The sequence below is a fragment of the Hymenobacter tibetensis genome, assembly GCF_022827545.1.
GTDB lineage: Bacteria > Bacteroidota > Bacteroidia > Cytophagales > Hymenobacteraceae > Hymenobacter > Hymenobacter tibetensis.
This window is the reverse complement of the sequence record NZ_CP094669.1, coordinates 2,220,933-2,241,469: the sequence shown is the minus strand read 5'-3', so window position 1 is coordinate 2,241,469 and position 20,537 is coordinate 2,220,933. Positions and strand designations below refer to the sequence as shown.

At 55.0% G+C, this 20,537-nt stretch carries 19 protein-coding genes; 8 read left to right on the top strand and 11 right to left on the bottom strand.

What is annotated here, in order from left to right:
• Window positions 1–506: 506 nt before the first annotated feature.
• Window positions 507–2,819 (top strand): glycoside hydrolase family 3 C-terminal domain-containing protein, encoded by a 2,313-nt coding sequence (locus tag MTX78_RS08875; RefSeq protein WP_243801833.1) that lies wholly within the window; start codon window positions 507–509, stop codon window positions 2,817–2,819.
• 106 nt (window positions 2,820–2,925) lie between these two features.
• Here MTX78_RS08875 and MTX78_RS08870 read toward each other — a convergent pair whose 3' ends face one another.
• From MTX78_RS08870 to MTX78_RS08850, 5 genes are all read right to left on the bottom strand, one after another.
• A complete protein-coding gene (locus MTX78_RS08870; RefSeq protein WP_243801831.1) occupies window positions 2,926–3,264 on the bottom strand; it encodes a hypothetical protein in 339 nt (112 codons plus the stop codon).
• Window positions 3,231–4,931 carry a gliding motility-associated ABC transporter substrate-binding protein GldG gene (gene gldG / locus MTX78_RS08865; protein WP_243801829.1) on the bottom strand — a complete coding sequence of 567 codons (1,701 nt, stop codon included), beginning with the start codon at window positions 4,929–4,931 and terminating at the stop codon, window positions 3,231–3,233. The genes MTX78_RS08870 and gldG overlap by 34 nt, the downstream gene beginning before the upstream one ends.
• Window positions 4,932–5,006: 75 nt before the next feature.
• On the bottom strand, window positions 5,007–5,732 hold the full coding sequence (gldF, locus tag MTX78_RS08860) for a gliding motility-associated ABC transporter permease subunit GldF (RefSeq protein WP_243801827.1): 726 nt from the start codon (window positions 5,730–5,732) through the stop codon (window positions 5,007–5,009).
• A gap of 88 nt (window positions 5,733–5,820) precedes the next feature.
• Window positions 5,821–6,729 (bottom strand): gliding motility-associated ABC transporter ATP-binding subunit GldA, encoded by a 909-nt coding sequence (gene gldA / locus MTX78_RS08855; protein ID WP_243801825.1) that lies wholly within the window; start codon window positions 6,727–6,729, stop codon window positions 5,821–5,823.
• A 119-nt stretch (window positions 6,730–6,848) separates the two neighbouring features.
• Complete coding sequence (locus tag MTX78_RS08850) at window positions 6,849–7,541, bottom strand: SDR family oxidoreductase (RefSeq protein ID WP_243801823.1); 693 nt, start codon at window positions 7,539–7,541, stop codon at window positions 6,849–6,851.
• Window positions 7,542–7,643: 102 nt separating this feature from the next.
• Here MTX78_RS08850 and MTX78_RS08845 point away from each other — a divergent pair, with 102 nt between their 5' ends.
• Complete coding sequence (locus MTX78_RS08845; protein ID WP_243801821.1) at window positions 7,644–8,330, top strand: GIN domain-containing protein; 687 nt, start codon at window positions 7,644–7,646, stop codon at window positions 8,328–8,330.
• Window positions 8,331–8,376: 46 nt separating this feature from the next.
• On the opposite strand, the gene MTX78_RS08840 is transcribed toward MTX78_RS08845, so the two are convergent.
• Entirely contained in the window at window positions 8,377–9,090 is a 714-nt protein-coding gene (locus MTX78_RS08840) for an SDR family oxidoreductase (protein ID WP_243801820.1), read from the bottom strand.
• Between the two features lie 104 nt (window positions 9,091–9,194).
• On the opposite strand from MTX78_RS08840, the gene MTX78_RS08835 reads away from it, so the two are divergent.
• Window positions 9,195–9,926 (top strand): MlaE family ABC transporter permease, encoded by a 732-nt coding sequence (locus MTX78_RS08835; RefSeq protein ID WP_243801818.1) that lies wholly within the window; start codon window positions 9,195–9,197, stop codon window positions 9,924–9,926.
• Between the two features lie 75 nt (window positions 9,927–10,001).
• Window positions 10,002–10,811: an ABC transporter ATP-binding protein gene (locus MTX78_RS08830; RefSeq protein ID WP_243801816.1), complete on the top strand. Its 810-nt coding sequence runs from the start codon at window positions 10,002–10,004 to the stop codon at window positions 10,809–10,811.
• A 177-nt stretch (window positions 10,812–10,988) separates the two neighbouring features.
• Here MTX78_RS08830 and MTX78_RS08825 read toward each other — a convergent pair whose 3' ends face one another.
• Window positions 10,989–11,528 (bottom strand): YfiT family bacillithiol transferase, encoded by a 540-nt coding sequence (locus MTX78_RS08825; RefSeq protein ID WP_317258939.1) that lies wholly within the window; start codon window positions 11,526–11,528, stop codon window positions 10,989–10,991.
• A 116-nt stretch (window positions 11,529–11,644) separates the two neighbouring features.
• On the opposite strand from MTX78_RS08825, the gene MTX78_RS08820 reads away from it, so the two are divergent.
• Window positions 11,645–12,349, top strand: coding sequence for a CPBP family intramembrane glutamic endopeptidase (locus MTX78_RS08820; RefSeq protein ID WP_243801814.1), 705 nt, complete (start codon window positions 11,645–11,647; stop codon window positions 12,347–12,349).
• A gap of 91 nt (window positions 12,350–12,440) precedes the next feature.
• Here the strand turns inward: MTX78_RS08820 and MTX78_RS08815 are convergent, their stop codons facing one another.
• The 3 genes from MTX78_RS08815 to MTX78_RS08805 form a co-directional block, all read right to left on the bottom strand.
• Window positions 12,441–13,067: a bifunctional nuclease family protein gene (locus MTX78_RS08815; RefSeq protein ID WP_243801813.1), complete on the bottom strand. Its 627-nt coding sequence runs from the start codon at window positions 13,065–13,067 to the stop codon at window positions 12,441–12,443.
• A 157-nt stretch (window positions 13,068–13,224) separates the two neighbouring features.
• On the bottom strand, window positions 13,225–14,202 hold the full coding sequence (locus MTX78_RS08810; protein ID WP_243801811.1) for an electron transfer flavoprotein subunit alpha/FixB family protein: 978 nt from the start codon (window positions 14,200–14,202) through the stop codon (window positions 13,225–13,227).
• A 114-nt stretch (window positions 14,203–14,316) separates the two neighbouring features.
• The gene (locus MTX78_RS08805; protein ID WP_243801809.1) at window positions 14,317–15,057 is read right to left on the bottom strand and encodes an electron transfer flavoprotein subunit beta/FixA family protein; all 741 of its coding nucleotides are present in this window, start codon (window positions 15,055–15,057) and stop codon (window positions 14,317–14,319) included.
• 77 nt (window positions 15,058–15,134) lie between these two features.
• Here MTX78_RS08805 and MTX78_RS08800 point away from each other — a divergent pair, with 77 nt between their 5' ends.
• On the top strand, window positions 15,135–15,473 hold the full coding sequence (locus tag MTX78_RS08800) for a tetratricopeptide repeat protein (protein ID WP_243801808.1): 339 nt from the start codon (window positions 15,135–15,137) through the stop codon (window positions 15,471–15,473).
• Window positions 15,474–15,487: 14 nt separating this feature from the next.
• Here MTX78_RS08800 and MTX78_RS08795 read toward each other — a convergent pair whose 3' ends face one another.
• Complete coding sequence (locus MTX78_RS08795) at window positions 15,488–16,567, bottom strand: cobalamin B12-binding domain-containing protein (protein ID WP_243801806.1); 1,080 nt, start codon at window positions 16,565–16,567, stop codon at window positions 15,488–15,490.
• Window positions 16,568–16,994: 427 nt separating this feature from the next.
• Here MTX78_RS08795 and MTX78_RS08790 point away from each other — a divergent pair, with 427 nt between their 5' ends.
• Window positions 16,995–17,792, top strand: a complete 798-nt coding sequence (locus MTX78_RS08790) for a transporter (protein WP_243801804.1) — start codon at window positions 16,995–16,997, stop codon at window positions 17,790–17,792.
• Window positions 17,793–18,315: 523 nt separating this feature from the next.
• Window positions 18,316–20,361, top strand: coding sequence for an ATP-binding protein (locus MTX78_RS08785; protein ID WP_243801802.1), 2,046 nt, complete (start codon window positions 18,316–18,318; stop codon window positions 20,359–20,361).
• The last annotated feature ends 176 nt before the right edge of the window (window positions 20,362–20,537 follow it).

Genomic DNA, 20,537 nt, shown 5'->3' with positions numbered 1-20,537 from the left:
CAACCCTACCTAAACAAGGTCCGCTCGGAACACAACGGGTTGTAACGAAACTGCCACCAGCAAGCTACCTGCAAAGTAACACGCTGTACGAACCAGCCACTGGCCTTAAGAAACAGGAGATTTTCGTGTGCATTCAGTCTATTGCGCAGCCTAAAACGCCCCGCAGAAACCCGCAGCAGCGGCTTGTGACGCAACTTTCACCGCGCTAACTGTCTTACTACTTGCCTTTTGCTGGTTATACAACCTGATTAGGCGCCTATCTAACTGAACACCTCTTTCACTTGTTGAGAGCTGCTGGGCTACTTTCCGCGGCTCGCATCCGACGTACTCAACTAGAAGTATTTTTATACTTACCCTGTGTATTTACTGGCTGCACCCACTGCTCTTCCTTAGCTTTACCACATCGCAGCGTTTAAAGCACAGGTTGTATGCAGTAACAGTGTCCTAGCAACAGTGCGTGAAATAACAGTAATAAATTCCCACAAACCAGTTCAAATCAGTCCCCTATGCCATCTAAATCGCCTCATTTTTTCCTGCTTATCGGGAGTACTATCTGCTGCCTGTCCGTTGGCTCTAGCGTGGCACAAAGCAAATCAAGTAGTGCCCCCAAGAAACCTGCTACGCAAGCCAACTCGGCTTCCAGCAAAAACCAGCAAGTTGCCCTCACCACCAACGACGCTAAAATCAATGCCCTCATCAAGAAGATGACACTAGAGGAGAAAGTGGCCATGATTCATGGTAGCTCTTCGTTCACTTCCGGCGGTGTGCAGCGGCTAGGCATTCCCGAATACACTTCCTCCGACGGCCCCCACGGTGTGCGCCCCGAACACGGCCGCGATTGGGTTCTCGACAAAGGAGTGAACGACGCCGGCACGTATTTGCCCACCGGCAACACGCTGGCCGCCACCTGGAACCCGGCGTTGGGCTACGCCTACGGGCAAGTATTGGGCAGCGAAGCTAAGTTCCGGGGCAAAGACGTAATCCTTGGCCCTGGCATCAATATCATTCGTACTCCGCTCAACGGGCGCAACTTCGAGTACCAGAGCGAAGACCCGTTTCTGGTGTCGCGCATGGCGGTGGGCTACATCAAAGGCGTGCAGGATCAGGGCGTATCGGCTTGCGTGAAGCACTACGCGGCCAACAACCAGGAAACCAAGCGCACCACTGTGGATGTGGACATGAGTGAGCGGGCCCTGCACGAAATCTACCTACCCGGCTTCAAGGCCGCTGTGCAGGAAGCGGGCGTTTATTCGCTTATGGGGTCCTACAACAAGTTCCGCGGGCAATGGGCCACCCACAACGACTACCTGATGAACAAGATTCTGAAGGATCAGTGGGGCTTCAAAGGTTTCGTGATAAGTGACTGGGGCGCCGTGCACAGTACGATGGAAGCCATCAACAACGGCACCGACATGGAAATGGGCACTGACTTGTTGCTGATGAACCAAACGGTGTCGCAGACAGCAGGCGGCCCAGCCACGAAAGTGGAGCTGAGCACCGTATATCCTAAGTTCTTCCTCGGCGACACCGTAGTGACGCTAGTGAAAAGCGGCAAGGTGAAGGAGGAGTTGCTTGACGATAAAGTGCGCCGCATTCTGCGCGTGATGTACAAAACCAACATGATGGAGGGCGCCAAGCGCACTCCAGGCGCTTACGCCACCAAAGAACACGCCGCTACCGCCCTCAAAGTGGCCGAAGAAGGCATTGTTCTGCTGAAAAATGAAGGCAACATCTTGCCCCTGAAGAAGGCATCCCTGAAAACTGTAGCCGTCATCGGGCAAAACGCCGACCGCGCCAACTCTATGGGCGGCGGCAGCTCGCAGGTGAAAACGCCCTACGAAATTACGCCTCTGCAAGGCCTCAAGAACGAGCTAGGAACCGGCGTGACCGTGAATTATGTGCAAGGCTACAAAATAGCCCGCAATCAGAAAGCCGACGCGGCCATGATTCAGCAGGCCGTTGATGCTGCCTCGAAAGCCGATGTAGCCATTGTGGTCGGTGGCTGGACACACGGGTACAACTACGCCATCTGGGACGACAACGCCTACGACGCCGAAGGCCCCGACAAGCCAGACATGAACATGCCTTTCGGTCAGGACGAGCTGGTGCAGGCCGTACTGAAAGCCAACCCCAACACCATAGTGGTGCTGATGGGTGGCGGCCCGATTGACGTATCAGCGTGGGAAAAGCAGGCCAAGGGCATTGTGGAAGCCTGGTACCCCGGCATGGAAGGCGGCAACGCCATTGCTAAAGTATTGCTGGGCACCGTGAACCCCTCGGGCAAGCTGCCCATGACCTTCCCCGTGAAGCTGGCCGACTCGCCGGCTCACAAAATCGGTAACTACCCCACCGACAACCCCTCCGACCCCAACGCTGTGGTGGAGCACTACAAAGACGACATCTTCGTGGGCTACCGCTACTTCGACACCTACAAAGTGGCGCCGCAATTCGCCTTCGGCCACGGCCTGAGCTATACCACGTTCAAGTACGACAACCTTACCGTTACACCCGGTCAGCAAAACGCCACCGTGAAGTTCACCGTCACGAACACCGGCAAAGTAGCTGGGGCCGAAGTGGCGCAGGTATATGTGCACGATGATCAGGCCAGCGTAAAGCGCCCCGAGAAGGAGCTGAAAGGCTTCCAGAAGGTATTCCTTAAGCCCGGCGAGTCCAAGACTGTCACCCTGACTCTCGACACCAACGCTTTCCAGTACTATGATGAAGCCAAGAAGGCTTGGGTGCTGGAACCCGGCAAGTTCGGCGTGCTCGTCGGCGGTTCCTCCCGCGACATCCGCCTCACTGGCAACGTGACGCTGTAGCGTAAGCTACTAGGGCAAAAAAGCCCGTCAACTACGGAAACCTAATGGTTTGCTGTAGTTGACGGGCTTTTTATTTGAGCGCCTATTTGCGATATACATTATTCTTTCAACTCCAGCCGTGGCGTGAAACCACCACTAAAATGAATATCCAAAATGCAAGTAACAGCACGACTCCCACCATTTGCATGAAATTATGTGTCACGGCCGCTCCAGCAGTTGCATGTCGATTGTCATGCTGTTGCATCAGAACAGCACGCACCTTTTGCGGCTGCCAATAACGTCCGTAGAGATAGACGAACCCGATTAGCGCCAAGAAACTATCACTAATTGAATTGATAATTACGTCTCCTAGTAGGTCGCTTAGCAGTTCTCCCAACACGGTGAGTGGCTTGTAAATAAATATATAGCAGCCTAAAACCCCGCGTACCGCCGCTTCCGGCGCCATGCACGCACGGCTCCGAACACACCCAGCAGCACCAGCGGCGCCACTAGGTTTAGCAGTTGCCAGCTACGTCGCTGCTCAATGACCTTCAGCTTGTCGAGGGGGCGCAGGGTGATTTGCTTGCCGCGTACGCTAATGAGGCCGGTTTCGTCGAGCATGTAGTCTACGGCGTTCAGCACCAGTTCGCGGTTGGCGAATTCAGTATTGGCAAGGCGGTCGAAACCAAGGCGGAAGGGACGGCCGGTTTTGGGGTCTAGTTCGGAGCGCACAAGATCCCCGTCGGACACAACCAGTACTTTAGCAGGCTTGGCTTGAGGCGAGGTGGTGGGCTGAAACTGCGTGGTGCCGGGTTGGGCACGGTTGGCGTAGAGCGAACGGAACTGGCCTTCGAGCAGATAGCCGACCGGTTTGAATTTGTCTTTGTAGAGCTTCCGGTCGGGTTGCAGGCGGGCGTCGTTCAGGTTGACGGGCACCGGCGAGGGCAGCACCCGAGAGTAGCGCGAAGTGAAGAACAACGGCGTTTTGCGGACGCCCGTGGCTTTCACCGTATCAATGGTGCTCACAAACTTGGTGTACACCGCATCGAGGTTGCGGGTGATGGGGTGCGTACTGAAGTTGTTGACTAGCGGGTAGAACTGCCAGGGCATAGGCTCCACTTTCGGTTTGTTGCCTTCTTGCCCCGTTACGAGCGGAATCACGCCGGAATTGAGGTCCAGAATCAGGTCGGGGTTGACGCGCACTCCGTATTTAAACAATAGGTCATCGAGGTTGAGCGGCTGTGGGAAAGACAACATGCCCGTACGTGCGGCACTATCGAGGTTGACGCGCATGGCATCCACGAAGAATAGCGCGTTGCCGCCTTGCGTGATGAACTGGTCGAGCTTGAACTTCTCGGGCTCGGAATAGGCCGTAGCGGGCTTGGCTACAATAACGGCGCTGAGAGCCCGCAGGTCGCGCACTTTGCTTAGGTCGACGCGGTACACATCGTAGTACTGACTCAAGGAGCCAATCAGGTCGCCGGCTTCGGCGTTGCTTAGTTCGCCGTGGCCTTCCACCACCCCAATCAGCTTGCGCTTACCGGGGCTGAGCTTGCGGATGGCACTGGCCAATTCGTATTCCAGCCCCTCAATGCTCTGGTTGAGGCGCACATCAGAAGGGGCGGCTTGGTTGCCGCGCAACAGCAGCACTTGCTGCTCCTTCCCCCCCGCCGACACCGTGGCCCACGGGAAAATGATTTTCTCGACCCGCTTGCCGTTTTCGTTGGCACCGAGGTTGGTTGGCGCCAAGCCTTTCTTAAACAAGGAAGCATAGTACTCGTTGCGGGCTTTCTCGGTACCGGCCGCCGACGGGTCGATGAACACATATTTCAGGTTACTGCCCCCGTACACCTGCATCTCGTTGAGCGTCTCGCGTACTGCTTGCTGCAAGCGCCTAAATGCCGGCGGGAAGTCCCCATCCAGGTACACCGTTACGGTAATAGGCTGCTTCAAACCCGTCAGCAGTTGCCGGGTAGCGCCCGACATGGTGTAGCGCTTTTCCTGCGTAAGATCCAAGCGAAAGAAAAACTGCTGGCCAATGAAATTGACGAGCAGCAATACACCAACAACCGCCAGAAAGCGAAGCAGGTCACGGCGTTTGCGGGATTGATTGGGAAGTTGTTGTTCAGGCATGTTCTGTCGGGGGCCTCACCCCCTGGCTCCTCCGGTGAGGAAGAAGGCTGATTTCAATTGTAAGGCTAGCGTGTGTTACCAGTTGCGGCTTTGCAGCACCAGCTTGGTAGCCAACAGCAACCCGATAATCAAGCTAAGGAAATACGTCAGGTCGCGGGAGTCGATGAGGCCTTTGCTGATGTCGCGGTAGTGGGCCGCAATACCGAGCTGACCGATGTAGTAAGCGGGTGCCCCATCGAACACGGAAGCCAGCGAATCGAAGCCGGAATACACCAGAAAACACCCCACCACAGCTACAAGGAAGGCAATGATTTGGTCGCGGGTGATAGCGCTGGCGAAGAGGCCAATAGCCGCAAAAACCGCTGCCAATAGCGCCAACCCAATATAGGACCCCACCGTAGCCGCCGAATCGATATTGCCTTCCGGATTGCCGAGCTTGTACACCGAGTAGTAGTAGAGTAGCGTGGGCAACAGCGCCAGCAAGGCTAGCAGCAGACACGCCAAGTACTTCCCTCCTAGTATCTGCCCATCGGTGAGCGGGCGGGTGAGCAGCAGCTCGATGGTGCCGGCCTTTTTTTCCTCGGCGAACGTGCGCATAGTAATGGCCGGAATCAAGAACAGGAAAATCCAGGGCGCCATGTTGAACAGGGTCTGCAAATCGGCAAAGCCGTACTCAAGCACCGAGCTGTCTGGAAAGACCCACACAAACAGGCCCGTAGCAACCAAAAACACCCCAATGACCACATAGGCCACTGGAGAGTTAAGGAAGGAGTTGAATTCTTTACGAAGTATGGCGTACATCTATCTTGCTTGTTGAATCGTTAACTGGCTGATGGTCAAGACAGGTCGTGGCACGACTGGTCTAGTACCAGGGCAACCCCTCAACAACTTATTTGGTCAACGACTGGAACACCTTCTCCAACGACTGCTCTTCCTGCCGCAGCCCAAGTAGCACCCACCCGTGTTGGGCGGCCAGCCGCGAAATAGCGCCGCGCTGGTCGGTGCCGGCAGTGGCTCGGATGCGGTAGGTGTTGCCGGTTTCCACTTCCACGTGGCTGATGCCCGGCAAGGCTTGCAGCAACGCCGTGTCAATAGCCTGCTCGAACTCGGCGCGAATCACGGTTTCGGTTTTGGCGCGTGCGCCTAGCTCCGATACAGGTGAGTCGGCCACGAGCTGGCCGCGGTTGATGATGACGGCCCGGCTACACAAAGCGGCTACTTCAGGGAGGATATGCGTGCTGAAAATGACGGTTTTGTCTTGGCCCAGCTCCCGGATAAGGTTACGAATTTCGCCAATCTGGTTGGGGTCGAGGCCGGTGGTTGGCTCATCGAGAATCAAGACACCAGGGTCGTGGATGAGGGCTTGTGCCAACCCTACCCGCTGCCGGTACCCCTTCGATAGAGCGCCAATCTGCTTGTTCTGCTCCCGTCCGAGGCCTACCCGCTCCACCAGCTGTGGCACACGCCGCCGTACCTCACTGCCGCGCAGGCCGTGCACCGAGCCAATAAATTCCAAGTACTCGTGCACGTACATATCCAGGTATAGCGGGTTGTGCTCGGGCAGGTACCCTACCCGGCGGCGCACTTCCAACGGGGCCGTCAGCACGTTGTAGCCTTCGATAAGAACGGTGCCCGCCGAGGGGGGCAAATACCCGGTGGCCATCTTCATGGTTGTGGATTTGCCTGCTCCGTTCGGCCCCAAAAACCCCAAGATTTCGCCTTTCCCAACCGTGAAAGAAATATCATTCACGGCGGTTTGAGCGCCAAAGGTTTTACTTAAGTGTTGAACTTCTACCATATGCTGTAGCGCGAAGCTCCAGCTTCACGCATCGTTGCTGATGTTGAACGATAGCACAATGCTGTAGGCTGAATCGTTCAACGATACGCGAGGCTGGAGCTTCGCGCTACCCTGTGAGCTTACTTTGGCTGCGTGGGCCGCATCTGCACTTCAGATACCATCACGGCTGCGGGGGCTTCCAGGGCGTGCACAATGGCGGCGGCAATGTCTTCGGGTTGCATCATGTGCGGATTGGGCTCTTGGCCTGGTTCAGCGCCGTTGAAGTTGGTTTCTACCGAGCCCGGCATGATGCACGTTACGCGTACGCCATCGGGCCGCACTTCTTTGAACAAGGCATCAGAAAAACCACGTACGGCGTATTTGGTGGCGCAGTAGCCTGCCAGGTTAGCCGTGCCCGCCGTGCCCGCCAGAGAGCCTACATTCACGATATGCCCTTCGTGCTGCTGTTTCATGTAGGGCAGCACCGCCTTCGTGCAGTAGAACATTCCGTGCACGTTGGTATCAAACATGGCGTGCCAGCCCTCGGAAGAAAAGCCATCAATCGGCCCAAAATTGCCAATGCCGGCGTTGTTGACTAGCACGTGAATTTCGGCACCCAATTCCCGGCGAGTATTCATGCAGGCTTCCTGCACCGACGTTTCGTCGCGGATATCACACTCGAAAAATTGGAACCGCTCGTGCGTAATTCCTTCCGGCGCTGTACGCCCCCAGCCAGCTACTATGGCCCCTTTGGCCAGCAACGCCTCGGCGGTAGCCCGCCCTATACCTTTGCTGACCCCTGTGATAATGGCTACCTTGCCGCTCAGTTCCATAGCTGTGAGATGATGATTCGGATTGGATTGCTTCCGCAAGTTAGCGGCCTGCGGCGGGTTTTACGTGTACTTCTGCTAGGAGGGTCGCTTGCGACCTCCCTAATGGCCTGCTCATCCAACGACTGCTTGAAAAGTGCCGGCGACGTAACGACCGAGCGGCGCGAGCTGCCAGCGTTCCGCTACATCACCGCCACCGAAAACGTGAACGTTACGCTGGTGCAAGACACCGAAACGTATGCTGAGGTGCGCACCGGCTCCCACTTGCAAGCCGACCTGAAAGCGGAAGTCCGGGGCGACCATCTTTATATCAGCAACGAAAGCACCTGCAATTGGGCCCGCAGCTACTCGGTGCCGCACGAAGTGGTGCTGCACCTGCCCACGTTCCAAGACCTCTCGTTGTATGGGCAAGGCAACATCCGCACCGAGGGCCAGTTTCAAGTCGATTCGCTGATCCTGCACCTAAAAGGCGCCGGCGACTTCGACCTGAACTTGAATAGCAAGCGCATTTTGCTCGATCAGTACGAACTAGGCGACATCAACCTGCAAGGCCAAACCAACGAGCTGCTGCTCAGTGGCGGCGGGCTGGGCCGCTTTTTTGCCGCCAATCTTCGCATCAAGGATCAGTGTTTCCTCAACCTTTCATCGTACGCCGATGGAGCTGTGTACGTCAACACCTCTGGCCTGCTAACCGGCTATCATGCCGGCACCAGCACCGTCCATTACACGGGCAGTCCTTCCGGCGTCGAAGTTCAAGTAACCGGCAAGGGTAAGCTCGTGCCAGGCAACTAGCCGTAGGCCTGGCTGGTGGTAGTTATCCACTAGCTAAATACTGGCATCAAATATCCCCAAGTTGCGGCCGAATAAGCAGTTCCTCTACCACGGCATGCGGCGAGAGGCTGTAAGTGGAAAAAATGGCTTCAGCTACATCATCGGCTTGAATGAAGCGCTCGGCTGGCAGGTCTACGCCGGCCCAGCTAGCGGTGAGTGTGGCGCCCGGCAACACGGCCGTTACCCGGACTCCGTGCTCCTTCAACTCTTCCCGCAGATTGCGCGTCAGGCCGTACAGAGCGTGCTTGGCAATACCGTAAGAGCCACCGTTCGGGTAGGCCGTGATGCTGGCCGTAGAGCAGATGTTGAAGATGTGCCCTTGGCGCCGCTGAATGAGGCCAGGGAGCAGCGGCAGGGTTACATCATAAGCGCTGAGCAGGTTGGCGGCTAGCATCTGGCGTAGCTGCGAGCCATCGGCAGGCTCATCTTGCAACCTTCCGGGCAAAAAAGCGCCCGTGTTATTAACCAGTACGTCTACCTCTCCTTCCAACCCCAACACAAAATCCGTGAAACGCTGGCAGTCCTTGGATTCACTCAAATCAGCAAGTAGCACATGCAGGACAGCCTCCGCAAGTTCTTCTTTAACAGCCGCTTGCAGTTCATTGAGGTCAGCGGCCGAGCGGGCACAGGTAACGACTGGCCGTCCGGCCCGTAGGAAACGTAAGACGATGGCTCGCCCAATCCCTTTTGTTCCCCCCGTTACTACAACATATTTTTCCATTCTCCGTGATTACTGTTGCGCTTTTTACGTAAGTGACGGCAGCCCATTAAGTCTACCTCGGCGTTCCGCCGCAAGTTTCCGCTTTTACTCTCACTTCTCTTCTTATGGTTAAGACTTTCGGCTCTTTTCTTCTCTTCATCCAGAGCATGCTTGTTCGGAAAGAGCGGTTTGCAGTGCTTTGGAGCCGCACAATCGATGAATGTATTCTTATCGGTACGGATTCGGTTTTTATTGTAGCCATTGTGTCGGCCTTTATTGGGGCCGTTACGTGCGTCCAGATTTCCTATAACCTAGTCAGTCCGCTCATTCCCAAGTCCACTATCGGGTATATGGTGCGCGAAATGACAATTCTGGAACTGGCTCCTACCATCACCAGCATCGTGCTGGCGGGCAAGGTAGGCTCCAGCATTGCGGGCGGCTTGGGCACTATGCGTATCACCGAGCAAGTGGCAGCGCTGGAAGTAATGGGCATCAATTCGGCGTCGTATCTGGTGCTGCCCCGCATTGTGGCAGCCATCCTCATGTTCCCGCTGCTTGTGATTCTGGCCATGCTGCTCTCCATCTTGGGTGGCTATTTAGCAGGCACGCTCACGGGCGCTATTTCTGCCTCCGAGTACATTGAAGGCATCCGCAGCGACTTTATTCCTTACAACATCACCTTCGCTCTTATCAAGTCGGTGGTGTTTGCTTTCTTGGTGTCGTCAATTTCCGCTTTCAAAGGCTACTACACCGAAGGGGGAGCTTTGGAAGTGGGAGCAGCCAGCACCGGAGCCGTTACCAACTCCATCATTGCCATTTTGCTAGCCGACTTCGCCTTGGCGGCCATCCTCTTGTAATAAGAAACTAGAAATTGAAACCCGAACATTTGTTGTTCCAATGGTTTTACTTCTCGGCTTCTCGCTTCTACTCGTATGATTGAGATTCATAATGTTCAGAAAGCCTTCAATGGCAACCCTGTGTTGCGGGGCATCAATTGCACGTTCGAAACGGGCAAGTGTAACCTGCTGCTAGGTGGCTCCGGTACCGGCAAAAGCGTGCTGCTGCAATGCATCGTGGGCTTGATTAAGCCGGATTTGGGCAGTATCACGTTCGACGGCACGGTGTTCACCAACAACAAAGTGGACATCCGGCAGGAAATTCGGCGCAAAATTGGAATGCTATTTCAGGGGTCGGCTTTGTTTGACTCGATGACGGTGTATGAAAACACCGAGTTTCCGCTCAAGATGCTGACGCCCGAAATGAGTAAGGAAGAACGCCGCGACCGGGTGGAATTTTGTCTGAAGCGCGTAGGTCTTGAAAATGCGGGAAACAAAATGCCATCTGAAATTTCGGGTGGTATGAAGAAACGAGTAGGCATTGCCCGCGCCATTGCGCCCAACTGCACCTACCTCTTCTGCGACGAACCCAACTCCGGCCTTGATCCTGCCACTAGCATCAAGATCGACGAACTCATCCACGAAATCACCCACGAATACGGCATTACCACTGTCGTCATCACCCACGACATGAACTCGGTGGTGGAAATCGGGGACCATATTATCTTTCTGCACAAAGGCGAAAAGCTTTGGGATGGCAACAAAGACCAGATCCTAAACGCCAAAGTGCCCGAGCTACGCGAGTTCATCTTCAGCAGCAGCCTCGTCCGCGCCGCCAAACGGGTGGATGAAGAGTCGGAAGGCGGTCTTGAAGCTCTGGCCAACGAGCCTCTGTCGGAGGTATAATCCTCGCCTCTGCAAAACTCCTGATTACGTACTCCTTGTCTTTGCACAAGGATCCTCTTCAACCAATAAGCCCTTGCCATATGACATGGCAGGGGCTTATTGGTTGAAGAGGATCCGTAGTTGCGGTGCCTTATAAAGCGAAACGAGTAGCTGTAGTTGTTCGGCAGCCCCCACCGTCTACCAGCCCATTCGCTTACGCAGCTCGGTGACGTGGGCCACATGATGCCGGCCGTGCCAGGCGTACAAGACCAGCGCTTGATCGAGGGTGAAGTCCTTTTTCGAGCCGGGGTGATAGAAGGTACGCTGCCACTGCTCGGCGCTCAGGTTGCGCAACAGAATGGTCCACCGGATATGCAGGGCTTCCAGCAATGCTAGTGATACGGCAGGCGGCGCAGCAGCTACATCGGGCAGTTCGGCCCAGGCCTGCTCGTCGTAGGGTGCAATGGTGGGGTTGTGCTCGGTGAGCGCCAGCTTGAAGCGGGTGTAGCTGTTTAGGTGCGAGTCGGGCAAGTGGTGGATTACCTGGCGGACGGTCCAGCCGCCAGGACGATAAGGCGTATCAAGCTGGTCGGCTTTTAGGCCCGTAACGGCGGCGCGCAACTGGTCGGGCAACAAAGCAATGTGGGCAATGTGCGCAGTGCGCCCCCCCATTTCCAGCGGCCCAGTAGGCAGCGTCGGGTGGCCGATGGGGTATTGCAAATCAGTGGAAGCTAGCATAACAGCGAGTCTAAGACCTAGCGAAAAGCCGCTAGGCAACGCAAGTCTACGCATTTAACAATTTGCCCTGGCTGTCGTAGCTTATACTTAGCAGGCACCTCTTTTATCATGGCCGCATGAATGCATTGAACTTGAACCTCGTGGCGGCCAAACAGGGTGACAAGGCGCTAGTGGGGCGCTGGGTGGAGTGGCTGGTGCTCTTCGTAGGAGTGCCGCTGGCCTTGCGGATCTGGTGGCAGCCGCTGGTGTTGTTGGCCATACTTGTTGCTGTTACCGCCTGGGGCGTATGGTGGCTGGTTCGGCGGCGCCTGCCGCACTATCAGCCTTTGTGGCGTGGTCCGGTGGGGCGCAACGAGCGGCGGCAGTTTGAACGAATACTTTGGCGCTTTGCCGTAAGTGCCATCTTGCTCCTGGCTGTGGTCGGCTTCTTTACACCCGGCAAGCTGTTCAACATGCCCCGCACGCAGCCTATGCTATGGTTGTCGGTTCTGGTTTCTTATCCTTTGTTGTCAGTTTACCCTCAGGAGGTCATCTATCGCGCTTTGTTTTTCAACCGCTACCGGCCGCTGTTCCGCGGGGCGTATGCTACGTTATTAGCCAGTGCAGGCTCCTTTGCCTTTATGCATCTAGTCTTCCAGAACTGGCCCGCGGTACTGCTCACCTTGATTGGCGGTTGGCTCTTCGCCGAAACCTACGCCCGCACGTATTCTTTGCGCCTTGTATGGCTGGAACACACCCTATATGGCATCCTTATCTTCACGATAGGCTTAGGCGACTATTTCTACCATGCCAACGTTGGCCAAGCACTCGGAGGAACATGAAGTACCAGCAAATACCTTCTGCAACGGCTAAAAAACAAGGCCACCTTCTTTCGGAGGTGGCCTTGTTTTTTAGACATTACTTGTTGCTAGATTAACCGTCGCGCTTATTCAGCTCGTCGCGGATCTTGGCGGCTTTCTCGTAGTCTTCGCGTTCCAGGGCTTGCGCCAGCATTTTGGTTAGCTCGTCCAGCGACACTTGGCCGCTTGGATCGCGCGGAGTCGGCTCGGGCTTGGCCGGACCGCTGTCGTTGCTGTCGTCGTCATCGTCATCATCCTCATCGTCGGAGTCCTCGGCGTTTTCGTCGAGCTCTGAAAGGATGATGCCAGCTTCGCTTAGCACACTTTCTACGGTGAAAATAGGCACTCCGAAACGCAGGCCAATGGCAATAGCATCGGAAGGCCGGGAATCCAGTTCGAAAGTGGTAGCTCCGTCAGAGCATACAATTTTCGAATAGAATACCCCTTCTTTCAGGTCCGAGATTATCACTTCCAGCACGGCTACGTGCACGTGCTCCGCGAACGATTTAAACAAGTCGTGCGTGAGCGGCCGGTTCGGATTTATTTTTTCAATTTGGATGGCAATGCTCTGTGCCTCAAACATACCAATGATGATGGGCAGACGGCGGTTGCCCGTTTTCTCGCCCAAAATGAGGGCAAAAGATCCGGACTGCGACTGGCTGGAGGAGAGGCCGAGGATTTCGAGCGGTATTTTTTTCAAGGGTCTAGGTGACTTTGGGGCTTGGAAGCTAGTATTTCGGCCTTACTACGTGCAAAGAAAACAAAGGCTTCCGGCTCGCACTAAAAGAAATGAAAAAAGACTTGAGAACCCGCCGGCTATTGCTGCCAAACGCGCGGGTTCTCAAGTCCCTAAGTTTCTAGCCTAGTTCCTTTACGGCCTGCGTCAGTTTCGGCAATACGTCGAACACGTCGCCAACGATGCCGTAATCGGCTGCTTTAAAGAACGGAGCCTCTGGGTCTTTGTTGATGACCACAATAACTTTGCTGGAGTTGACGCCCGCTAAGTGCTGAATAGCGCCCGAAATGCCACACGCAATGTACAGGTTCGGCGACACCGTGATACCGGTTTGGCCTACGTGCTCGTGGTGAGGACGCCAGTCTACGTCGGATACGGGCTTGGAGCAGGCCGTAGCTGCCCCTATGGCTTTCGCCAAGTCTTCGATCAGGCTCCAGTTCTCGGGACCTTTCATGCCCCGGCCGCCAGACACTACTTTGTCGGCTTCGGGTAGCAGAATACCGCCAGCCTGGTCCTGCATCACAACCTGCTTGGGAGCGTCAGCGAAATCAGCGTCGGTGAGTTGGGCCGAGAAGCTTTCCACTTGCGCAGTTTTGCCGGCTTCGTGCAACGCCTCGATAGAGTTTTTCTTAACCGCAATAATCTTCCGCTCGCCTTCCAGCTTCACGTCGGCAAAGGCTTTACCCGAGAAGGCACCACGCTTCACCACGAAGTTGCCACCATCGGTTTTGGGCAACTCCACCACGTTGGTAGCCAAGCTGGCCTGCAGCCGTACCGACAAGCGGGAGCCTACCGAGGCGCCAATGTTGGAGTTGGCCAGTACAATTATTTTAGAGTCTTCTTTTTGCGCAGCGGCGGCAATCAATTTGGTGTAAGCGCCGTTCACGAAGTCTTTGAGGCGGGGTTCCGCATCATAAAGCACTTTCGTGATGCCTTGCTCACCGAGCTGGGCCAGGTTGGCTTCGGTGGCCTCCCCTACTGCCACAGCAGTGGCGGTGGCACCCAACATTTGGGCTACCTGGCTGCCATAGGAAGCCACTTCCAGCGAAGATTTTTTCACCTCGCCGCCATCACATTCAACAACAACTAGAACAGACATTTCTTTCTTAATTAGGAATTAAGAATTAATAATCAAGAACTGATGGTAGCTCCCGCCCTTCGCACTATGAGCCAGCTACTTAGTAATCCCTAATTATCAATTACTAATTGAGTTTTAGATAACTTTTGCTTCGTTACGAAGCAACTTGATTAGCTCCCCAGCATTTTCGGCTGGAATGAGCTTCACGCCCTGCTTTTTGGGAGGCAGCGCGTATTCGAAAACGGCCGTACGAGGCGCGTCGCCGGTGGGCTCCACCACTTTCAGGGGCTTGGTACGAGCCGTCATGATGCCGCGCATATTCGGAATGCGGGGTTCGCACATCGGCTGCTGGCAGGAAGCCACGAAAGGCGTATTCACTTCCACTATCTCCTTGCCCCCTTCGATTTCGCGCTCCAGTGTTGCCGTGTTGCCGCTCATGTCAAGTTTCATAGCAGGAGCTACTGTTGGGATGCCGAGCAACTCGCCCACCATGCCGTGCACCTGGAAACCATTGTAATCAATGCTTTCTTTGCCCATCAGAATCACATCATAGGCTCCTTCTTTGGCGACGCTGGCAATCTGCTGCGCCACAAAGAAAGCGTCCTTCGGATGTGCGTTCACGCGAATGGCATCATCGGCCCCGATGGCTAATGCCTTGCGAATGTTGGGCTCAGTGTCGGCCTCGCCCACGTTGAGCACCGTAACAGTGCCACCGCCTTGCGCTTCTTTCAGCTCAATGGCGCGTGTAAGGGCGTATTCATCCCAAGGATTAATCACGAATTGGACACCAGCCTTGTTGAATTCCTTGTTGTCAGGAGTGAAGGCAATCTTGGTGGTCGTGTCGGGTACGTTGCTGATGCAAACGAGAAACTTCATCTACGGCTGCTTGAGTGGGAGGATAAACTACGGGAAAGCCCCAAATTTGGGGCAAAGATACTGAAAACTACTGCCTGATGGAAACGCAACCTAGCCGCCTGCAACAGCTCTTGGCCTTCTACCAAGACGAGCCCAACGACCCCTTCACGATATACGCATTGGCGACTGAGTACAAGGCGACTGAGCCGCTCCGTGCCTTGGAATATTTTCAAAAACTTTTGCTGGAGCACTCCGACTATGTCGGCACGTATTACCACGCGGGCAAGCTGCTCGAACAACTTGAAAAGCCAGATGAGGCCGAAAAAGTTTACCGGGAAGGATTGCGCGTGAGCCGCCAAGCCGGACAAATGCACGCCGCCAGCGAATTGCAGCAGGCCTTGAACCAGTGCATGGGCCTCGACTACGAAGACGACTAGGTTGTACGCTGCGCTTACGCTACTACCCGGCGCTTTGCTTTGCCGCTGAAAAGCCGCTGGGCTTCTTCCATGGCCCCCACGGCATCGGGAGCCCAGGCATCGGCACCCACGGCTCGCCAGAGCTGTGGGTCAGCGTTGAAAGGAGCCCCGCCAACCATTACGCGAGTGGCAGCACAACTGCTCGGGCGCTGGGCTAGTAGCTCTCGTACGCGGCCTACATGGTGGCTCATGGAGGCTCCCACTACCAGCAGTTCGGCTTGGTGGGCCACTACGGCCTGCCAAACAAAGGCGGCGGGTGTGCTGGCTCCCAGAAAGTATGCATCCCAGCCGTCTGACTCCAGAAAGTCGCTGACCATACGTAGGGGCATCACATGCAGGTCGCCGGACAGGGTGGCGGCCACCAGCCGGCGGCCGTTGCGTGGGGTAGCCATCAGCTGGGAGTGTAAGGTGGCAATGGCCAGTTCGGTGGCGGCCGTGCAATAGTGCTCCTGCGCTACGTTGATATCGCCTCTGTGCCAGAGCCGGCCTACTTCGCGTTGCACGGGCTGAAAAATGTGCAGATAGATGTCGTGCACGTGGGCTCCTTCGCGCAGTGCCTGCCGAATACCGGCCAGTGCTTCCGTGCGCTGCCCAGCCAACAGGCGAGCTAAGTATTGCCGGGCGGCTTCTACCAAAGGAGCTTGATCTTGGAGTACTGACTGTACGCCTACTACAAGTACTTCCAACTGTTTGTTGAGTGCCTCTTGCCCCGCATAAAAGAACGGAAGCGTCAGACTGTACTGCGCAATGGTTAGGCCTTGGCTCAGGGTTTGGCGCAGCGCATTAATCTGTTGCCGTAGTTGCTCGTCGCGTTCGGGAGTAGGCCCGTTTGTGTACCGGCAATACTCTAGATGCGCCTCCAACAACGACACGCTGTTCATGAGTATGGCATCAGCCAACGGCTGGAAATGGCTTTCCACTTCTTCCAATAAGCCAGCGTCTGTTGCGCCCATCGAGCGAGCATTTAATTGGCTGCAAGCAATTTGGGCAAGCTCGGAGGTGTGTTCGTACAGAAAATCAGCTATAGCCTGATGTTGAGCAGACGAATTGGGCATCAAAAAACAAATAACTCGAACAAAGCAGCTGGCCGTCGACGCGTTGACATAAGGACTCCTAAAACAACAATACGGCACGAGGTGAAGCGGGTTTCAATTCAACAAGCCAACGCTTACAACTTTAATTCTTATTTATTATGAGAATACTGCTGTATAATAATTCTTCAGTGCTGCCCTTGTTCTGGTTCTTTGGCTGTAATATTCTGTTAATCAAGGATGTTTCACCTAGATCAGTTTGCGTATAGTTCACACTCTACCTAATTCAGTATATAAGGAAATACATGTATCTACACTACCGGTGTTGCTATTAGAGCCGTCCGCTTTTAGGTAGAACGAACTTTCCGGGTCTTCTGAGCGTCCGGAGGCCATGCGTATATCCATCCTGCTTGCTACCGCGAGTTTTTTGCTTGCGGCACCCGTATGCTCTTTGGCTCAAACCGTCGATATACATGTCGATAATGCGGACACTCCTTTCATCCGCAACATTCGCCCAGACAGGCCCGGCCAGACGGTTACCACCAACATACTACGGCCTGGCCAAGTGCAGTTGGATATGGGCAGTCAGCTACAGCTTCACCCGGCCCCAACTACTCCCACCGCTTTTTCGAGAGGCTTGCTGCGAGTGGGATTTTTTGGCTTGATGGAGTTTCGGGTAGAGCAAAACTACCGCCACGCGCTCCAATCTACTGCTCGCTCAGAGCCCAACTTCTCGGCTGAGCCAACAGTTTCTTCGGGACCGGCAGGCTTTGCGCCGCTCACAGTTGGAGCTAAAATGCTTGCTTCTTCCAATCAGGATACTCGCTCCCAGGTTGCCGTTTTGGCCGAGATGACGCTTCGTACGGGCGATGCTTCGTACTTAAACAAAGTATATGAGCCTGCGGCACGCCTGCTAGTTTCGCAGCAGCTCGGTCGGCGTTTTGGACTGGAGGCCAACTTAGGCTTCCGGCAACGGGGATTTAAAGCGGCTGATACTAGCCGAGGCCAGTATCTGGGCACCTTGGCGCTGAATGGTCCTTTGGGGCAGCACTTCGGCTTCTTCACTGAAACGTATACCACCTGGCAGCGCACTACAGGATGGAAACCTGGTCTTACGTCTGGCCTTTATTGGCGTCCCGCTCCCAACCTTCGCCTTGATGTCTCGGCTGGCAATGGGCCTGGCACCACCACATATGCACCCACTGGAGCTTACGTAGGTATTGGCCTCAGCGCCCGATTGCCTCGTTAGTAAGCGCACTCCTAGTGAATTCTTTTCGTTACCTTCTACATGTAAACTGCGCTGCTTTGTGTGTAGGTGAAGCCTCACAACAACTGTATGGCTAGTCATGTGATTTGCATATTTTCATTTTACGGATACAGTTTGCTTCCAACCGCGCAGCAGTACGTGTTCGAAGCTTGAGTTCTTCACAATCGATTACATATTCACAGAAACCATATTCTCATAACACAATAAAATAGGTAGGACTATTTACTGTGCTGCTTACCTGTTTTCAGGAACAGTAATAGGCCTGGCTTAGTGTACAAAACTAAAACAGGTAAGTAGACATAATTTTGTATATAGCTACAATACTTTAATTGTCATATTACGTGTTAAAGTTTGGCTGTACTATGAATACACACAGCGCTTACTGTATTATTACAATATAATTGACTTATACCATGTGTTGCCTTTATATCGAATAGTCTATTTATTATAGAATAATCTGTAGATTTGAATGGGAAGCGCACTGCTGACATCTACCGAATTTATAGTGAAAACACTGCTATTCTCCTTGCTATTAAGCGTTCTGTGCTGCCAAGCAGTTAGTGGGCAAAGTTCCTCTCCTGCTGTTATTGATAGCCTCCAACAGCAGTTAGCGCTTACTTCTCCCCACGACACGCTACGGGTGCTCCTGCTGGATGAGCTATGCTGGAACCTGAGCCATTCTGATTTACCGCACGCTCGGCGCTATGCAGAACAAGGCATTGCACTGGCCCAAAAACTCAACTACCTGAGCGGAGAGGCCCGCTGCCACAACGACTTGGGCACATGCCTGACGCTGGCAGGTAGTGCCGATGAAGCCTTGGGTGAGCACCTAGCCGCGCTCCGTATTTTCCGGAAGCTGGGCATGGAGAAGTCGATGGGCTATGCCTACAACGGCATGGCCAACTGCCATACGTTGCACCATCATTTCGATACGGCCGAAACGCTCTACAATAAAGCACTGCGCCTAGCAGAACAGCGCCGTGACACGGCCGATCAAGCATTGTTTCTTAGTAACCTAGCGGACTTGACTTGGCAGCAAGGGCGCGTGAACAAGGCCAACCAATATATCCGCCGCTCCCTGGACCTATACACAGCGCTGAACATTCTTTCCGGGCAAGCCAACAGCCTGTTTACGCTGGGCAAGGTCCAGGCCCGGCAACAACAGCCTGACTCGGCCCAAGCCAACCTGTTGGAAGCCCTGATGCTGTACCGAGTTCTGGGAGATGAATACGGTCTTTCCGGCACCTACACAACGTTGTCGGCCGTGTTGCTGACCCAGCAGCATCCCCGGTCGGCGTTGGAGGCGGCACAACTAGGCATGCGGTATGCCCGGCAAGTTGGTTCGCCCGAACGGCTACAAAACGCCTTTCAACAACTCGCCAGCAACTACTCTGCCCTCGGCAACTATCGGCAGGCCTACCGCATGCAGCAGCAGTTTCAGGCGCTACGCGACAGCCTTGTAACGGACGTGAATACCCGCGCTATGGCCGCCTTGCAAAGCCGACACGACACGCACGCGCAGCAAAACCGCATCCGCTTGCTTACGCAGCGCGAGAAAGTAACGCAATTGCGCGCCGACCGAGACGAGGACCGGGTTCGGCTGCTCGGGGTGATAGTCGGCGGCTTGCTGCTGTTTGTGGTAGTGGGTAGTGTGCTCTATGGGCAGCTGCTACGGAGCCGTAGAGAACTGGCAGCGCAGCACCAGCTAGTAGCCGATAAAAATGTGGCGCTGGAAAGAGCAGCTCACGAGCTACGCCAGCTAGCCGATTCTAAAGACCGCCTGTATGCCATCATTGCCCATGACTTGCGCGGCCCGGTGATGGCCTTCACGGGGGTTACGGAGCTTATCAGCTTTTATCAGCGAACAAACGACCAGGAGGGCCTGCGTCATCTACCCGAACTGGTGCGGGAGTCGGCACAAAACCTGAGCAGCCTGCTGGACAACCTGTTGAACTGGGCCGTGAGCCAAACCGGCGAAATCAGCTGCCAACCCGAGCGCCTGTCAGCGCGCGAGTTGCTGTCGGAGTGCTACGAGTTGTTCCAAACAACTGCGCATTCCAACCAAGTGCAGTTGCAGTACGAAGTGCCTTCCCACTTGGCTCTGTACGCCGACCACAACATGGTCCGCACCATTTTGCGCAACCTCGTAGGCAATGCTCTGAAATTCACCCCAACCGGTGGTACGATACGGTTGCAAGCCACCCTGGACACCACCGATCCTACGCAGATCTGTATTTCCGTGACGGATACCGGCCCAGGCATGCCTATCAACCAATTGAAACAGGTATTACACCCACGCCAGCCGCAGTTACGTGCCTCCGATTCGGGCCGCCCGACGCAAGGCACGGGCCTGGGCCTACAGCTCTGCCGAACGTTTGCCGAATACCACGGCGGCACCCTAGGAATGAGCGCCGGCCCCGAGGGAGGAGCCATGGTGTGGGTTACGCTACCGTCAGCTAGTCAAACGCTGGAAGTGGAAATTGCTCCTCTTCTGCGCGGCGTTCCTCTGCATGCATATGCTCCCTTAGAGAAAACGGTGGCCTTGGGCTAATTCCTCTGTCCTCTCTCAACCAAAACCACTGCTAGGCGCGCCTGCATCCGCCAGTCCTGCTATCCAGCCTCCCCTATTAGAACCCAACTGCCCCTGCTTTCTGGCACCAATGTGCTGACAGCAGGGGCAGTTGGGGTTAAGTTCGGTTAGTGTTTTTTCCACCTGAAGCTGACAGC

Excerpts from the sequence above, each read along its gene's own strand:
- MTX78_RS08850 (WP_243801823.1), bottom strand. The coding sequence starts at position 7,541 with ATGGAACTGAGCGGCAAGGTAGCCATTATCACAGGGGTCAGCAAAGGT.
- MTX78_RS08840 (WP_243801820.1), bottom strand. The coding sequence starts at position 9,090 with ATGGAAAAATATGTTGTAGTAACGGGGGGAACAAAAGGGATTGGGCGA.
- MTX78_RS08800 (WP_243801808.1), top strand. The coding sequence starts at position 15,135 with ATGGAAACGCAACCTAGCCGCCTGCAACAGCTCTTGGCCTTCTACCAA.
- MTX78_RS08805 (WP_243801809.1), bottom strand. The coding sequence starts at position 15,057 with ATGAAGTTTCTCGTTTGCATCAGCAACGTACCCGACACGACCACCAAG.
- MTX78_RS08825 (WP_317258939.1), bottom strand. The coding sequence starts at position 11,528 with ATGCTAGCTTCCACTGATTTGCAATACCCCATCGGCCACCCGACGCTG.
- MTX78_RS08820 (WP_243801814.1), top strand. The coding sequence starts at position 11,645 with ATGAATGCATTGAACTTGAACCTCGTGGCGGCCAAACAGGGTGACAAG.
- MTX78_RS08845 (WP_243801821.1), top strand. The coding sequence starts at position 7,644 with ATGGCCTGCTCATCCAACGACTGCTTGAAAAGTGCCGGCGACGTAACG.
- gldA (WP_243801825.1), bottom strand. The coding sequence starts at position 6,729 with ATGGTAGAAGTTCAACACTTAAGTAAAACCTTTGGCGCTCAAACCGCC.
- MTX78_RS08835 (WP_243801818.1), top strand. The coding sequence starts at position 9,195 with ATGGTTAAGACTTTCGGCTCTTTTCTTCTCTTCATCCAGAGCATGCTT.
- MTX78_RS08870 (WP_243801831.1), bottom strand. The coding sequence starts at position 3,264 with ATGGCGCCGGAAGCGGCGGTACGCGGGGTTTTAGGCTGCTATATATTT.
- MTX78_RS08830 (WP_243801816.1), top strand. The coding sequence starts at position 10,002 with ATGATTGAGATTCATAATGTTCAGAAAGCCTTCAATGGCAACCCTGTG.
- gldG (WP_243801829.1), bottom strand. The coding sequence starts at position 4,931 with ATGCCTGAACAACAACTTCCCAATCAATCCCGCAAACGCCGTGACCTG.
- gldF (WP_243801827.1), bottom strand. The coding sequence starts at position 5,732 with ATGTACGCCATACTTCGTAAAGAATTCAACTCCTTCCTTAACTCTCCA.
- MTX78_RS08875 (WP_243801833.1), top strand. The coding sequence starts at position 507 with ATGCCATCTAAATCGCCTCATTTTTTCCTGCTTATCGGGAGTACTATC.
- MTX78_RS08795 (WP_243801806.1), bottom strand. The coding sequence starts at position 16,567 with ATGCCCAATTCGTCTGCTCAACATCAGGCTATAGCTGATTTTCTGTAC.
- MTX78_RS08810 (WP_243801811.1), bottom strand. The coding sequence starts at position 14,202 with ATGTCTGTTCTAGTTGTTGTTGAATGTGATGGCGGCGAGGTGAAAAAA.